The following is a 14650-nucleotide window of genomic DNA, read 5'->3' as shown; positions in this document are numbered from 1 at the left end:
ATTATGGAAATATTCTATTTAATAATTGCGGTTATTGCCATCATCATATTAACGACTAAGCTGAAAATACATGCGTTTTTGGCGCTCTTCATTATTTCTATTTTATATGGGATTTTTGCAGGAATGTCTTACGCCGATATTATAATATCTATTAATGAAGGATTTGGTGGAACGCTTGGAAAAATAGGTTTGATAATTGTTCTTGGCGTCATCATAGGTGCGTTTTTAGAGAATACCGGCGGCGCTTTTGCTATAGCGGAAAAGGTATTAAAGATTATAGGAAGCAAAAGGGTGCCTACAGCGATGGGTATTATAGGTTATATCGTTTCGATACCGGTTTTTGCGGATAGCGGTTTTATGCTGTTGCATCCGTTGAACAAAAGCCTTTCCAAGAAAGCAAAAATATCGATTGCTGGACCAGCAATAGCGTTAGGTTTGGGTCTAATGGCATCACATACTATGGTGCCGCCAACACCTGGACCAATTGCAGCTGCAGGAATTTTAGAGGCAGATTTAGGATTAGTCATTGCCTTCGGTTTCCCAACCAGTATAGTTGCCTTAATTGTCGGTATTATTTTCGCTAAGAAGTATGCCTCTAAAACATATATTGAGCCAGAGGTTGATAATGCATTATCGGCCGAAAAGGAAATAAAAGATTCTCCGGGAGCACTTAAATCCTCAATTCCAATTCTAGTGCCGATTGTACTAATCGTATTGAAATCAGTTTTAAATCCAATAAGAACAGGTTTGGATAACGGTTTTATAGCCGTTATAAATTTTGTAGGAGAGCCGGTAATATCTTTGTTGATCGGTATTTTATTATGTCTCTTATTACCTAAGAAGTTGAATTATGATATGCTATCATCTTCTGGGTGGGTAGGAAAAGCTATTAAAGATGCCGCATCAATCATTTTGATAACAGGCGCAGGCGGAATATTTGGTAAAATTTTACAGAATTCTGGGATAGCCGATATTTTAGGTCAAACCCTAACAGAATATAATATTGGAATATTCTTGCCCTTTGTTTTGGCAGCGGCAATAAAAACGGCCCAAGGTTCCTCAACAGTGGCTTTAGTAACTACAGCATCTATCATTATGCCCATGATGTCATCACTAGGTTTTGATACTGAAATACAAAAAGCCTTGGTGGTAATCGTAATAGGTGCCGGATCGGCGGTTGTTTCCCATGCCAATGATAGTTTCTTTTGGGTCGTAACCCAAATGAGTGGAATGAATGTGAAAACAGGGTATCGTTTATTTAGTTTGGGAAGTGGTTTACTCGGACTTACAGGTGCAATTACCGTTTTTATCTTCTATACAATCTTAGCATAAACTTCTATAATATGAAAGTATATAATACCAAAAGTGGAATATTAGTAGAGCATGAATCAAAATTCCATCTACTTGATCAAGTAGATTGGGACGAGTTTATTAATGATGATGACATTATCGCTAATACATATATAAAACTAAATGACAGTAATAGAATTAAGGATGTCAACTCAATTATAGAAAATGAACTAAAAGTTCCTGTTCAAAGTCAAGAAATATGGGCTAGTGGCGTTACTTATTATAATAGCAAATTAGGTAGAGAAGAGGAATCTAAAGAATCTGGGGGCAGTAGTTTCTATGCTAGGGTTTATGAAGCTGATCGTCCTGAATTATTTTTTAAAGCTACGGCTCACCGCACGGTTGGTAATAAGGGAATTGTTCGAATAAGAAAAGACTCAACCTGGAATGTGCCAGAACCAGAATTAACCTTAGTCATCACATCTACAGGCAAAGTGATCGGGTATACTATTGGTAACGATATGAGTTCTAGAAGTATTGAGGGTGAGAATCCATTGTATTTGCCACAAGCCAAAACATATGATGGCTGCGCAGCTTTAGGCCCTTGTGTGTTACTAACCAATGAATCTTTACCAACAGATACCAAAATAAGTTTAACCATCAATAGGGGAGGGAAAAACGTATTCGACAAAAACATTGGTATTGACCAAATAAAAAGAAAGTTAGAAGATATTGTAGAATACCTTTACAGAGAATGTACTTTCCCCCATGGCAGCTTATTAATGACCGGAACTGGCATTATTCCGTCAAGCGATTTTACATTAGAAATCGATGATGAGGTTATTATTTCAATAGATGGTATAGGAAGCTTAGTGAACAAAGTGGGTTAAAATTCTGGCTTGCCACGATTTATCTTTTTAAGGGAAGCAATTTTTTTGCTTTTTAATCTTTTTTCAATTGAGGATCGCGTTGGTTTGCTTTTTTTTCTTGACTTTGGTACTATTAAAGATTTTTCAAGCAATTTAAAAAATCGGTTGATTACCAATTGCTTGTTTTTATGTTGACTTCGTGATTCATCACATTGTAAATTCAACATACCATCTTTCGTTAATTTGCTTTCTAGCTTTAATTGAATTCTTTTCTTCTCACGTTCGTTAAGTCCGCTAGAAGTATTTAGTTCAAAGGAGAGTTCTACTTTAGAAGAAACCTTATTTGCATGCTGACCACCAGGACCACTACTTCGAATAGCCTTGAACTGTAATTCAGTAAGAATTTGATCTTTGTTCAAAATTAGGTTTTGAACAAAAGTAATTAAAAACAATCCTTTCTTATTTGCTAAAGGCAGGATTAATAAAATATTAAGTGTAGCTCTTTAAAAGAATTATTAAAGTCGGTAAAAGAATCATTTTAAGTAGCTAATATGGTGTTAAAAGATTTCAATTTTAGATTAGATATCAGAAGCTTCTTGTATGCGTTGATTGATAGTTTCAATAGCCACATTTAAAAAAACTTCTTTCCCTTTTGGTAATAGATGGTCTGCATTGAAAAAGATCACATCATTTTCGGCACTTCTACTTTCTGTTAAATAGTGACTTCCCATAGGATATGCTTTTTCAACAGTAACTTTTAATCCTGAAGACGGCGATACTCTAAATTCATGTGTATACACGATAATTTTTCGTTTAGTATTTGCATAGGTTTTAAGTACATCTATTGAAATCATACTTGCTTCACCAAATAGGGATGCTACATATAAACTCTTCGGATTTTTATAAAGTTCCATCGGACTGGCCCTTGCAATTATTTCTTTATCTCTTAAAACTATAGCGCGATCAGCAAATGGTAAAACATCGTTTACATCATGTGTTGCAACAATTGTGGTAATTCTATTTTCTTTTAAATAATTGAATATATTTCGTCGCAAGCTATTTTTTAGAAAATTGTCGATATGCCCGAAAGGTTCATCTAAGAGTAAAACTTCTGGTTTTTGGGCCAAAACCCTTGCAAGTGCAACGCGTTGCTGTTGACCGCCGCTTAGGGTTTTTACCTTTTTGTCAGCAAACTCCGTAAGCTCAATCAATTCTAGAAGCTCTTGAGTTCTTGCCTTAAGTTCTTCGGGATAGAAAACGGAAAGGTATTGGCTAATATTTTCAGCAACGGAAATAAAGGGCATTAAATCAAAATCTTGAGAAAGGTATTTCATAAATGGTGCTCCCGGCACCAAGTTGTATGCAGGGCCTAGAATTTGTTCATCTTCCCAAAAAATTTCGCCTTGTTCCAAGTCCATCAACCCATAAAGGAGTTTGAGTAAAGTACTTTTACCGCAGCCACTTTCTCCAATTATAGCAATATGTTCCCCACGATGAATTCTGATATTGATATCCTTTAGAATATCTATTTCAGCGTATGCAAATGATAAGTTTTGAATGCGTAGCATTAGAGTTTATTAAGGTGTTCATTAGTTTTAAACTATATTAGTTTAAAACTAATGAAATGATTAAATATTTAAGAGACAATTTTTCGACAAAAAAGACAAATAAATTGCTGTTATCATTGTTAATCGTTGATTTAGTTTTTGTTATAATACATATAGCTACTTGTTTATTATATTATATTGGGAAAATTGAAAATTTCGGTGATTACAATTTTTTGGTTCTCACCCAAGATGAAAGTTTTGCAGAAATTTTCCAATTCTTAAAATACCTATCTGTTATAATAATGATTGGGTACTTGATATATGTTGAAAAAGCGTACGCTTATATTTCTTGGAGTTTATTATTTATCTTTTTTTTATTAGACGATTCTTTAAGTTTACATGAAAATATAGGTGAGTTTTTGGTTAAAGAATTTAATTTTAAACCTATGTTTGGATTAAGGGCTGTAGACTTTGGTGAATTAACTTTTGTCGGTATTGTTGGTCTTTTTCTTCTTTTATCTTTTTTGTTTGCATATTTAAAAGGGACTTCGAGGTTTAGAAAAGGAACAATTGATTTGTTTATTTTACTGTCATTCATGATATTTTTTGGAATTGGTTTTGATATGCTTCATGAAATTTTAGGAGAAAATTTAAAAGTTGGTTTTGTAATTGGTCTAATTGAAGATGGAGGTGAAATGGTTGTAATGACTTTAATTGTTTGGTACGTATACCAACTCATAAAATCAGATAAAAAAATCAAATCTTACCTGTTTGAAATTTTATACCCCAAAAAGATTGAAATTTAAAAGACAAAAAATTGTTACTCTTTAAAATCTTTTAAAACACTTTTGTTCGGTAATTCGGTATGCCCCATATTAAATAGTGTAAACCCAAATATATCTGCATATTGTTCGATGGTTTTACTTACTGGTGTACCAGCACCATGGCCTGCATTGGTTTCTATACGTATTAAAGTTGGGTTAGTGCCTTTTTGTTTTTCTTGAAGTTCGGCTGCAAACTTAAAGCTATGTGCAGGTACCACTCTATCATCATGGTCACCGGTTGTTACTAAAGTAGCAGGGTAAGAGGTTCCGGCCTTAACATTATGAACAGGGGAATACCCTTTTAGATACTCGAACATTTCAATAGTATCTTCAGCAGTTCCATAATCATATGCCCATCCGGCTCCTGCTGTGAATGTATGATAGCGTAACATATCCATAACACCAACTGCAGGCAATGCTACTTGCATTAAATCTGGTCTTTGTGTCATTGTAGCCCCAACCAAAAGGCCGCCATTAGATCCTCCTCGAATAGCTAGATATTCTTTTGAAGTGTATTTATTGGCAATTAAATACTCGGCTGCTGCAATAAAGTCATCGAATACATTTTGTTTTTTGGTCTTGATACCTGCATCATGCCATTTTTTACCATACTCGCCGCCACCGCGTAAATTTGGTACGGCATAAATACCACCTTGCTCCATCCAAACGGCGTTGGCAATACTGAAAGAAGGTGTAAGACTAACATTAAACCCTCCGTAAGCATATAAAATAGTAGGATTTTTACCATTTAATTTGACGCCTTTTTTATAGGTGATGATCATTGGTATTTTAGTGCCGTCTTTTGAATTGTAAAATAGCTGTTCAGAAGTGTAATTTTCAGGATTAAAATCTATTTCAGGTTTCCAGTATAACTCATATTCACCATTTTCTGGGTCATATTTATAGATAGAACCTGGTGTATTGTAGTTCGTAAATGAGAAATAAAAATCTAAATCTTCTTTCTCACCTCCAAAACCACTTGCAGATCCAATACCGGGCAATTTTACTTCGCGAATAAGTTTGCCATCATAATCATATTGAAAAACTTTTGAAATGGCATCTACCATGTATTCTGTAAAAATATATCCTCCACCTGTATTAGGGCTAAGCACATTTTCGGTTTCTGGAATAATATCTACCCAATGCTCTGGCTTCGGATTTTTGGCGTCAACAGTAACTATCTTTTTGTTAGGCGCATTTCTATCCGTGACGATATAAAGTTTAGATCCTACATTGTCAATAACATAATTATCAGAATCGGTATCTTCAACAATAGGAAATAATAAACTGTTAGGGTCTTCCAAATCTCTAATAAACAACTTATTGCCCGAGGTAGATACTGAGGCACTTATTACTAAATATTTATTATCCTCGGTGACATTTGCTCCAATATATCTATGTTTTTCTATAGGAGTACCACCAAATATAAGTTCATCTTTTTTTTGTGGCGTACCTAATTTATGGTAGTAAACTTTATGTTGGTCAGTTTTGGCAGATAGTTCACTGCCTTTTGGTTTGTCATAGCTGGAGTAATAGAATCCTTCATTGCCTTTCCAAGAGATTCCACTGAATTTAATATCAATCAACGTGTCTTCCATAATTTCTTTGGTCTCGGCATTTAAAATAATTGCCTTTCGCCAATCACTACCTCCTTCAGATATAAGATAAGCTGCTAATGAACCGTCTTTGGTAAAAGTTAAACCAGCTAATGAAGTGGTACCATCGTCTGAAAAAGAATTAGGGTCTAAAAACACTTCTGGTTTTTCATCTCCTTTTGCTCGATATACAACATATTGGTTCTGTAGGCCATCATTTTTATAGAAATAGGTATAATTGCCTCTTTTACGTGGAGACCCTAGTTTTTCATAATTCCATAATTTTTCAAGCCTATGTTTTAAATCTTTTCGAAAAGGTATTTTTTCTAAATAACCGAACGTGGTTTTATTTTGTTCTTTGACCCAAGCTTCGGTTTCGGGGCTTCTATCATCTTCTAACCAACGATAAGGGTCTTTAACTTCCGTTTCAAAATAGGTGTTTACGGTATCAACTTTTGCAGTAACAGGGTAATTCACGATAATAGGTTCTGGTTTAAATTCATTTTTACATGAAGAGATTATGATAATGGCCAATAAGCCAGGCAGCAATTTTTTCATTAGTAGTGAATTTTCAACTAAAATACCATAAAAAAACCTTCAAAACAGATAAGTTTTGAAGGTTTTAACGTTCTTAAAATAAGATTTAAACGAGTCCTTTTTCAACTAAGTATTCTGAAATTTGTACAGCATTTGTGGCGGCACCTTTTCTTAAGTTATCGGCAACTATCCACATGTTTAGCGTATTTCGTTGCGATTCATCTCTACGTATACGACCTACAAAAACTTCATCCTTGTCATGTGCGTAAATAGGCATCGGATAGGTGTTCGTATCTGGATTATCTTGAACCGTTACACCAGGCATTTCGTTTAATAGTCGACGTACTTCATTTAGCTCAAAGTCAATTTCAAATTCTACATTTACGGATTCTGAATGTCCGCCGGCAGTTGGTATACGAACAGCAGTGGCACTAATTGAGAATGTACGGTCATCTAATATTTTTTGAGGCTCGCGCGCTAGCTTCATCTCTTCTTTAGTATAGCCGTTTTCCATGAACACATCACAGTGTGGCAATGCATTTCTACCAATTGGGTAAGGATATGCCATTTCGCCCTGTATGCCTGCTATTTCATTTTCGAGTTGTTTCACAGCTTTTACCCCGGTACCTGAAACAGACTGGTAGGTTGAAACAATAACACGTTTCATTTTATATTTTTTGTGCAACGGATATAAAGCCATAACCAATTGTATCGTAGAACAATTTGGGTTCGCGATTATTTTATCATTTGCGGTAAGTTCATGAGCGTTTATTTCAGGAACCACTAATTTTTTAGTGGGGTCCATTCTCCAAGCAGAAGAATTATCTACTACCGTTGTGCCTGCTTCAGCAAATTTTGGAGCCCATTCTAATGAGGTGTCGCCACCTGCAGAAAAAATTGCAATATTTGGTCTTGCAGCTACAGCATCTTCCAAGCCAATTACGGTATGGTCTTTACCTTGAAAGGTTATTTTTTTACCAACGGAACGTTCAGAGGCAACCAACAATAGTTCCGTTATCGGAAAATTACGTTCAGCCAATACTTTCAACATTACTTCCCCTACCATGCCTGTGGCACCTACAACAGCTACTTTCATTTGTTAGTTCATTATAATTAAGCGGCAAAAATAACCATTACAATAATCTGCACAAGTAAAAGAATAAAGAATAATCAAAATATAACAAAATGTTTAATTTGTAACAATTAATATATTGATGATTCAAATTGGGTGTTTCGGTAGAACTCAAAAAAAAGAACCGTCAACGTTGTTAGCGAAACAATGTTGACGGTTTTATTAATAATAAGTTGCAGTGCAACTGTTCCTTGAAAAAACCAAGGAGTTATTTTCTGTTTACTTTTTTAAAGCATCACGAATCTCTACCAAAAGTTCTTCAGCTGTAGGTCCTTTTGGAGCCTCTTCTACTGGAGCTGGTGGAGTTTTTGTTTTGTTGTAAGCTTTAACAATTATGAATAATACGAAACCAACAATAACCAAGTTGATAATTGCGTTAATCCATTTACCGTACAAAATAGCATTTTCAGGCTTGGCTACAACACCATCTGCAGCGATTACTGCTTCAGAAAGTACAATTTTCATATCGGCGAAATCTACTCCTCCACTAAAATGACCTACAATTGGCATCATAATATCGCTGACAAATCCGCTAACTACTAATCCCATAGCACCTGCAAGTAAAACAGCTACCGATAAATCTATGACATTGCCTGTCATAATAAAATTCTTAAATTCTTTAAACATGTTCTAGTGTTTATTAATGGTTAATATTAAAGCAATTTACTAAAAATCATCAAATCTTAAATAAATGTTAATAAGTTCAATGTTTGATTACCCGCTTTATGCGCTGCGAAAGTCCTGTGATTAATTCATATGAAATAGTATTAGCGGTCTGTGAGAATTCTGTAGCAGGTAATTCTTTTCCGAAAATAATTACTTCATCCCCTTCAGAACATTTAATATTCGTTACATCAATCATAATCATATCCATACAAACATTACCAATTATTGGGGCAAGTTGCCCGCTAATACTAACGAATGTTTTGCCTTGGCCGTATTCTCGACCTATTCCGTCTGCATGACCCAAAGGTAAAGTCGCTGTAATGGTTTCTGAATTTGATGTATACTTACGGTTATACCCTACAGATTCCCCAGCAGGAATATTATGTTTCTGTGCAATGATGGTTTTTAAAGTTGCCACAGGTATTAAATGCGAATCTACATTTGGGTGGTTTCCATAACCATACAGGCCAATGCCACTTCGTACCATGTCATATTGTGCGTGAGGATAATTTATAATTCCAGAGGTGTTCAAAACGTGTTTTAAAAGTTTGATTTTAAACGTAGCGTCTGCTTCCTTACATATAGCATCGAAACGTTTTAGTTGCAAGGTTGTAAACGCTGTTTCATTATTATCTTCAGTTGCAGCTAAATGAGATAAAATGGCAATTACCTTAACGGCATCTTGATGATGTATCAGTTTTGAAATGTCGGGTAATTCTTCTGCAGAAAAACCTAATCTATTCAACCCTGTATTAAACTTTAAGTGAATGGGATACTCTTTAACACCCCGTTCTTGGGCTGTTAAGATAAAATCTGACAAGATAGATTGTGAATATATGCTTGGTTCAAGGTTATTTTCAATTAAAACTTTAAAATGGGCCTTTTGTGGGTGAAGCACTAATATAGGCACAGTGATCCCTCCTTCTCTTAAATGAACACCTTCGTTTGCATAAGCAACTGCAAAATAATCTACACCCAAATCTTGTAGATGTAGCGCAATAGCTTGCGCATCACTACCATAAGCATATGCTTTAACAACTGCTAAAAATTTGGTTTCTGGCTTTATTTTTGAACGTAAATATTCATAATTATGCTGTAGTGCTTTTAGGTCAATTTCTAAAACTGTCTCCTGTGCCTTAGCCATTTTCATTCTTTTTGATTGTAGCAACCTCCTCAGATTTTACATCCATGGTTTTCACTTTTTCTTTTAGCATTGCCTTGTAATAAGCTCTACGGCTTAAGGGTTCATATTCATTCACCTCACCTAATAAAACCAAGTTATCATTGCTAGATTTTCTAAAACTATAATTGGCCAAATTACCTGTTCTTGTACAAATAGCATGTACTTTAGTTACGTATTCGGCGGTTGCCATTAGTGCTGGCATTGGGCCAAATGGTTTTCCTTTAAAATCCATATCAAGACCCGCAACGATAACGCGAACGCCTTTATTTGCCAAATCATTACAAACAGTAACTATTTCATCATCAAAGAATTGCGCTTCGTCAATGCCGATAACATCGCAAGTGTCTGCAAGTATTCGAATATTCGCTGCGGCAGGTACAGGCGTAGAGCGTATTTCATTGGCATCATGTGAAACCACCATTTTATCATCATAACGAGTGTCTACCATGGGCTTAAAGATTTCAACCTTTAATTTGGCAAACTGGGCGCGTTTTAGTCTTCGGATCAATTCTTCTGTTTTTCCAGAAAACATAGACCCGGCAATGACTTCTATCCACCCGAATTGTTCTGTCGGATTCACTGTATTTTCAAGAAACATTTTGTAATTTTAGACGAAAATAAGGGGTTTTTTGTTTATTATTTTAGAATGATAAAGTTATTAAAATAAAGATGCCTTCTTGGTCTTGACATAAAAAATTGTGAGATGAAAAATAAGTTGAAAAAGGAGTTGAGGAAGTTGTCCACAGAAATTCTAACTGCAGATAATCTAGATGATATAGCGGACCTTTATGAATTATCTAAAAACCTCTATGAAAAATTGGCTGTGCTAAAGTTTATTGAGGTGGAACTGAACGATATGGAAGTAGACGTTTCTAAAAATGCTATTGCTGCTAAGTTCGAAGAATTGGCAAACGCGGTATTAGATTCTAATAAGTCTGTGCCAGAGAATAACCCGCACGATGAAGATATCATTATACCTGGCATGGATACTATTAAGGATATGGTTTCTGAAATGCCAAATAAAGAAGAGTTAGAAGATGTTTTGGCTGAGTTTATGTCAAAGCCTAACTATATGAAAAATGACAAGGAACTATTTATGCCTTTAAATGAGGATTTAAAGAAAAGTGAAGCATCGCCTAAATCATTAAATGATCGTTTAGGAAATAGCAAGGTTAAAGTCGATCTTAATGATCGTTTGGCATTTGTTAAGCATTTGTTTAACAATAGTATGGAAGATTATAACCGGGTATTGTCTCAATTAAATACAATTGATTCTGAGGAACGTTCTATTTCTTTCATTAAGAATATGGTAAAACCAGACTATAATAATTGGGTAGGTAAAGAGCAATTTGAAGAACGATTTATTGAATTGGTCGCCCGTAGATTTGCTTAATAATAACAATAATTGAATTACACACCCAGCCACTTGTGTTGGTTTTTTTATTCGATAATCGAAATTTAAATGAACAGAGGTTTGCCTCGCTAAATTTAAGTCGTTTGGTTACGAATGTCTTGGGCTTGCCCCGAGGTTGTTTATTTTAGAAACACATGGGAAAACTTTATTTAGTTCCGACTCCGATAGGCAATTTAGAGGATATGACCATAAGGGCTATTCGTATACTTAAAGAGGTCGATTTAATTCTGGCTGAGGATACGCGTACTAGTGGTAAATTATTGCATCATTTCGAAATTGGTACACCTATGAAAAGTCACCACATGCATAATGAGCATAACATGGTCGATTATTTAATTGGTCGATTAAAAAACGGAGAAAACATTGCATTGATTTCTGATGCTGGTACACCAGGTATATCAGATCCTGGCTTTTTATTGACTCGTGCCTGCGTAGAACATGATATTGAGGTAGATTGTTTACCTGGCGCTACGGCATTTGTACCTGCTTTAGTCAATAGTGGTTTGCCAAATGATAAGTTTGTTTTTGAAGGATTTTTACCCGTTAAAAAAGGAAGACAGACCCGCTTAAAGTTTTTGGCGGAAGAATCACGCACCATTATTTTTTATGAATCTCCACATAAATTATTAAAGACACTTGCAAATTTTGTGGAATATTTCGGAGAAGACAGACCTGTTTCCGTTTCTAGGGAATTGACCAAGCTTTATGAAGAAACCGTGCGCGGTACAGCTGAAGAAGTATTAAAACATTTTACCGAGAAACCACCAAAAGGAGAAATTGTAATTGTTGTTGGGGGACAAAAGTAGTGAATATGACAATAGAAGAGTTCAAGAAAATAGTAGTAACTAACCCTAAGAGAATATCTTTTTCCGATACTATGGCGGTAATTGATTCTAATTACGTTTTTACGCCTACGGCATTTTCAAATGGGGATTTAACTAATGAAGCGGGTCAAAATTCCGGTTCGTGTAAAGTATTTGCTTTTGCTAATAAAGTAGGTTTAACAAAACAGGAAACACTGGCGTGTTTTGGCACTTATTATTTTGATGAGGTACTTCAAGAACCAGAAGGTGATGGTCATCAGAATATTAGAAATTTTATGAAAACCGGATTTGAAGGCTTGACTTTTGATGGAGAGGCGTTAAAATAATTTCAAGATAGGATTAAAAATACCTTAAATTGTTACCATGATAGTTCCATGGGTAATAGCTACAATCACGGTCATAGCAGTATATTTTTTAGACCGATGGGAAAATAGACACGTCAAATCTATTTTTGATTGGGTACCGGCAATCCTTTTGGCCTACATCATTCCTGCCATTATTTCCTTTGTATTGAATGCCGATTATTCACAGGCGAGTATTCATGATTTTAGTAAGGATTATTTTATTCCCTTAGCGATAATTGCTGTGATGAGCAGTTTGTCCCTTACTCAACTTAAGGCTATTGGATTAAAACCCTTATTGGTCTTTGCATCTGGATCATTATTTATCGCAGTATTCCCGATTTTATTTTTATTGCTTTTTTCTGAGACCGAATTGGTGTCTGAAATCATGATACAAGATGGATATTGGATGGGCATACCGCCTATAGTAGGAAGTTGGATTGGTGGCAGTACGAGTCAGTTGGTCTTAAAAGAATTAGTAGCATGCCCTGAGAATATATTTCTAACCATTTTGGTGATGGATAATATTCTAGTGAATGTTTGGACAATTCTAATGTTTCAAAGTATAAAAAAAAGCGACAAATTTAATGCATGGTTTAGGGTTACCGATATTGCCATTCCCGAAGATATTCGAGTAGAGAAAGGTATTAAATTATATCCGTTAGTAAGTGTTGCTATCATTTTAGGAATAGTAATTCTATGTAATTTTTTAATAGAAAGTTTTGTTGCGAAAGTGGTGCTATTGTCCTTTTTAGGATTGGCAATAAGCAATTTCATAAAACAATGGAATTATAAATTCGCTTTAAAAGCAGGTGGAATTCTAATTATTGTGGTTATGGCCGTTTTAGGTTTAAAACTACAAATTGCCACGCTAGGGTTTAACATGCCTTTTCTAGGGTTTCTGGTATTGTGGTTGGTTGGCCACTTTTTGTTTATGATACTAATTGCAAAACTCTTGAATGTAAATATGGCATGGGTGCCTATTGCAAGTATGGCAAATGTTGGCGGCATAGCTACGGCGCCAGCGGTTACCGCTGCCTATAATTTAAAATGGATGCCACATGCTATTGTTTTGGCTATTTTAAGCATGGCGACAGGAACGTTTTGGGGGATGTTAACGATTTGGTTATTGAGAAATTTTGTGGTTTAACAACATTGCGAGATTTGAAGAAATTAAACACTTTGATATCCAAGATGAAACTGTTTGCTTCCCCCAATAGCTCTCGGAATATTAAAGGTAATTTTTGATTTCCATAAACCATCAACTAATAAACAGATCCATCATGTTTTCCTTTCTCCCAGCCATGCTTACCTAAGTATTGGTCGGCACTATCGCCTGCACCAGTTTCAATAGAAGTACCCATAGAGTCGTTCCATCTGTTAAGATATCCAAAGAGAGAAATCACCCCGAGCATTTCTACAATTTCACCTTCGTTCCAATAGTTATAAAGTCGTTCTTTTATTTCAGCATCAACACCATTAGGTACTTGAGAAGCTTGCAAAGAGAAATCCAGTGCGGCACGTTCGGCTTCTGAAAATGCGGAGTGGGTTCTATATTCCCAAATATTATCCAATTGTTCTTGATCTGCACCGTAGCGTTCTGCAGCGCGTATGGCATGTGCTTGGCAGTACCGGCAACCTGTAGCATTACTGCTCACCCAAGCAATCATTCTTTTTAAGGCAGAAGTTACACGGCCTTCATTCGCCATCACCGCTTTGTTCAAGTTGATAAAGGCTTTTGAAATAGCAGGTCTATGCTGCATTGTTAAAACGGAGTTTGGACAGAAACCAAGGGTTTCATTGAAAAAAGCTGCTAGTTCTTTAGTTTCTGGATCATGATTTGGGTCGAGCGGTGTTACTAATGCCATAAGTGCTTTTTAGTTGTTTGTCAATCGAATTATTGGTTTCGACGTTCACTTCGTTTTCAGAAATGACAGCCGATATTGTTGTATTTTTGTATCCTTACAAGAAACAAAAAATTATGAGTACAACAAATCATATTACCACAAAATGGTTGGGCAACATGGCCTTTGAAAGTAATAATCCATCTGGGCATTCTTTAAAAATAGATATTGCCAAAGAAGATGGTGGTGATGGTAGTGGATATAGGCCTAAAGCACTTATGTTATCTGCGCTTGCAGGTTGTTCAGGTTTGGATGTTGCCGCTTTGATTAAGAAAATGAAACTTGAAGTGGATGATTTTCAAATTGAAACCATTGCAAATCTTACAGATGAGCATCCAAAGTACTATGATAAAGTAGTTATAGAATATCATTTTCATGGTAGTAATCTAAATGAGAAAAAGCTTCAGCGAGCAGTTGATTTATCCGTAGAGAAATATTGTGGAGTTATGGAGATGTTCAGAAAGTTTGCTGAGTTAGAAATAAAGACTGTTTTTCATAACCAATAGTACGTCTATGTTTGGAAC

16 protein-coding genes are annotated in these 14650 nt (G+C 35.4%); 8 read left to right on the top strand and 8 right to left on the bottom strand.

Translation table 11 applies throughout. The features are described 5' to 3' along the window. Nucleotides 1–3 precede the first annotated feature (3 nt). Nucleotides 4–1332: a gluconate:H+ symporter gene (locus AACZ49_RS15275; protein ID WP_339656712.1), complete on the top strand. Its 1329-nt coding sequence runs from the start codon at nucleotides 4–6 to the stop codon at nucleotides 1330–1332. Nucleotides 1333–1343: 11 nt separating this feature from the next. Next, complete coding sequence (locus tag AACZ49_RS15270; protein ID WP_339656710.1) at nucleotides 1344–2180, top strand: fumarylacetoacetate hydrolase family protein; 837 nt, start codon at nucleotides 1344–1346, stop codon at nucleotides 2178–2180. Here the strand turns inward: AACZ49_RS15270 and arfB are convergent. Continuing rightward, nucleotides 2177–2578: an alternative ribosome rescue aminoacyl-tRNA hydrolase ArfB gene (arfB, locus tag AACZ49_RS15265; protein WP_339656708.1), complete on the bottom strand. Its 402-nt coding sequence runs from the start codon at nucleotides 2576–2578 to the stop codon at nucleotides 2177–2179. The genes AACZ49_RS15270 and arfB overlap by 4 nt on opposite strands. Before the next feature lie 159 nt (nucleotides 2579–2737). Continuing rightward, complete coding sequence (locus AACZ49_RS15260; protein WP_339656706.1) at nucleotides 2738–3727, bottom strand: ABC transporter ATP-binding protein; 990 nt, start codon at nucleotides 3725–3727, stop codon at nucleotides 2738–2740. Nucleotides 3728–3783: 56 nt separating this feature from the next. Between AACZ49_RS15260 and AACZ49_RS15255 the strand changes: the two genes are divergently transcribed. After that, entirely contained in the window at nucleotides 3784–4512 is a 729-nt protein-coding gene (locus AACZ49_RS15255) for a hypothetical protein (protein ID WP_339656704.1), read from the top strand. Between the two features lie 14 nt (nucleotides 4513–4526). Here AACZ49_RS15255 and AACZ49_RS15250 read toward each other — a convergent pair whose 3' ends face one another. From AACZ49_RS15250 to AACZ49_RS15230, 5 genes are all read right to left on the bottom strand, one after another. Next, a complete protein-coding gene (locus AACZ49_RS15250; protein WP_339656703.1) occupies nucleotides 4527–6683 on the bottom strand; it encodes a prolyl oligopeptidase family serine peptidase in 2157 nt (718 codons plus the stop codon). 85 nt (nucleotides 6684–6768) lie between these two features. Continuing rightward, on the bottom strand, nucleotides 6769–7758 hold the full coding sequence (locus AACZ49_RS15245) for an aspartate-semialdehyde dehydrogenase (RefSeq protein ID WP_339656702.1): 990 nt from the start codon (nucleotides 7756–7758) through the stop codon (nucleotides 6769–6771). 255 nt (nucleotides 7759–8013) lie between these two features. Further along, nucleotides 8014–8421 carry a large conductance mechanosensitive channel protein MscL gene (gene mscL / locus AACZ49_RS15240; protein WP_339656700.1) on the bottom strand — a complete coding sequence of 136 codons (408 nt, stop codon included), beginning with the start codon at nucleotides 8419–8421 and terminating at the stop codon, nucleotides 8014–8016. A 76-nt stretch (nucleotides 8422–8497) separates the two neighbouring features. Then, nucleotides 8498–9604 (bottom strand): alanine racemase, encoded by a 1107-nt coding sequence (gene alr, locus AACZ49_RS15235; RefSeq protein WP_339656699.1) that lies wholly within the window; start codon nucleotides 9602–9604, stop codon nucleotides 8498–8500. Beyond that, nucleotides 9597–10241, bottom strand: coding sequence for a thymidine kinase (locus tag AACZ49_RS15230; protein ID WP_339656697.1), 645 nt, complete (start codon nucleotides 10239–10241; stop codon nucleotides 9597–9599). The genes alr and AACZ49_RS15230 overlap by 8 nt, the downstream gene beginning before the upstream one ends. Nucleotides 10242–10346: 105 nt before the next feature. Here AACZ49_RS15230 and AACZ49_RS15225 point away from each other — a divergent pair, with 105 nt between their 5' ends. From AACZ49_RS15225 to AACZ49_RS15210, 4 genes are all read left to right on the top strand, one after another. After that, nucleotides 10347–11036: a hypothetical protein gene (locus AACZ49_RS15225; protein ID WP_339656695.1), complete on the top strand. Its 690-nt coding sequence runs from the start codon at nucleotides 10347–10349 to the stop codon at nucleotides 11034–11036. A gap of 155 nt (nucleotides 11037–11191) precedes the next feature. After that, entirely contained in the window at nucleotides 11192–11863 is a 672-nt protein-coding gene (rsmI, locus tag AACZ49_RS15220; RefSeq protein WP_339656693.1) for a 16S rRNA (cytidine(1402)-2'-O)-methyltransferase, read from the top strand. A 5-nt stretch (nucleotides 11864–11868) separates the two neighbouring features. Then, nucleotides 11869–12207: a HopJ type III effector protein gene (locus AACZ49_RS15215; protein ID WP_339656691.1), complete on the top strand. Its 339-nt coding sequence runs from the start codon at nucleotides 11869–11871 to the stop codon at nucleotides 12205–12207. 37 nt (nucleotides 12208–12244) lie between these two features. Next, a complete protein-coding gene (locus AACZ49_RS15210; RefSeq protein ID WP_339656689.1) occupies nucleotides 12245–13372 on the top strand; it encodes a DUF819 family protein in 1128 nt (375 codons plus the stop codon). A gap of 115 nt (nucleotides 13373–13487) precedes the next feature. Here AACZ49_RS15210 and AACZ49_RS15205 read toward each other — a convergent pair whose 3' ends face one another. Beyond that, on the bottom strand, nucleotides 13488–14090 hold the full coding sequence (locus AACZ49_RS15205; RefSeq protein ID WP_339656687.1) for a carboxymuconolactone decarboxylase family protein: 603 nt from the start codon (nucleotides 14088–14090) through the stop codon (nucleotides 13488–13490). Between the two features lie 113 nt (nucleotides 14091–14203). Here AACZ49_RS15205 and AACZ49_RS15200 point away from each other — a divergent pair, with 113 nt between their 5' ends. Next, entirely contained in the window at nucleotides 14204–14632 is a 429-nt protein-coding gene (locus AACZ49_RS15200; RefSeq protein ID WP_339656684.1) for an OsmC family protein, read from the top strand. The last annotated feature ends 18 nt before the right edge of the window (nucleotides 14633–14650 follow it).

Origin of the sequence: uncultured Maribacter sp., assembly GCF_963975365.1 — a bacterium.
GTDB lineage: Bacteria > Bacteroidota > Bacteroidia > Flavobacteriales > Flavobacteriaceae > Maribacter.
The sequence above is the reverse complement of the archived record's forward strand: the minus strand, read 5'-3'. Positions and strand labels throughout refer to the sequence as shown.

Bases quoted from the DNA above. Each gene is read 5' to 3' on its own strand.
- AACZ49_RS15225 (WP_339656695.1), top strand. From the start codon at position 10,347: ATGAAAAATAAGTTGAAAAAGGAGTTGAGGAAGTTGTCCACAGAAATT.
- AACZ49_RS15250 (WP_339656703.1), bottom strand. From the start codon at position 6,683: ATGAAAAAATTGCTGCCTGGCTTATTGGCCATTATCATAATCTCTTCA.
- mscL (WP_339656700.1), bottom strand. From the start codon at position 8,421: ATGTTTAAAGAATTTAAGAATTTTATTATGACAGGCAATGTCATAGAT.
- rsmI (WP_339656693.1), top strand. From the start codon at position 11,192: ATGGGAAAACTTTATTTAGTTCCGACTCCGATAGGCAATTTAGAGGAT.
- AACZ49_RS15210 (WP_339656689.1), top strand. From the start codon at position 12,245: ATGATAGTTCCATGGGTAATAGCTACAATCACGGTCATAGCAGTATAT.
- AACZ49_RS15205 (WP_339656687.1), bottom strand. From the start codon at position 14,090: ATGGCATTAGTAACACCGCTCGACCCAAATCATGATCCAGAAACTAAA.
- AACZ49_RS15275 (WP_339656712.1), top strand. From the start codon at position 4: ATGGAAATATTCTATTTAATAATTGCGGTTATTGCCATCATCATATTA.
- AACZ49_RS15255 (WP_339656704.1), top strand. From the start codon at position 3,784: ATGATTAAATATTTAAGAGACAATTTTTCGACAAAAAAGACAAATAAA.
- AACZ49_RS15215 (WP_339656691.1), top strand. From the start codon at position 11,869: ATGACAATAGAAGAGTTCAAGAAAATAGTAGTAACTAACCCTAAGAGA.
- AACZ49_RS15260 (WP_339656706.1), bottom strand. From the start codon at position 3,727: ATGCTACGCATTCAAAACTTATCATTTGCATACGCTGAAATAGATATT.
- AACZ49_RS15270 (WP_339656710.1), top strand. From the start codon at position 1,344: ATGAAAGTATATAATACCAAAAGTGGAATATTAGTAGAGCATGAATCA.
- AACZ49_RS15245 (WP_339656702.1), bottom strand. From the start codon at position 7,758: ATGAAAGTAGCTGTTGTAGGTGCCACAGGCATGGTAGGGGAAGTAATG.
- AACZ49_RS15200 (WP_339656684.1), top strand. From the start codon at position 14,204: ATGAGTACAACAAATCATATTACCACAAAATGGTTGGGCAACATGGCC.
- alr (WP_339656699.1), bottom strand. From the start codon at position 9,604: ATGGCTAAGGCACAGGAGACAGTTTTAGAAATTGACCTAAAAGCACTA.
- AACZ49_RS15230 (WP_339656697.1), bottom strand. From the start codon at position 10,241: ATGTTTCTTGAAAATACAGTGAATCCGACAGAACAATTCGGGTGGATA.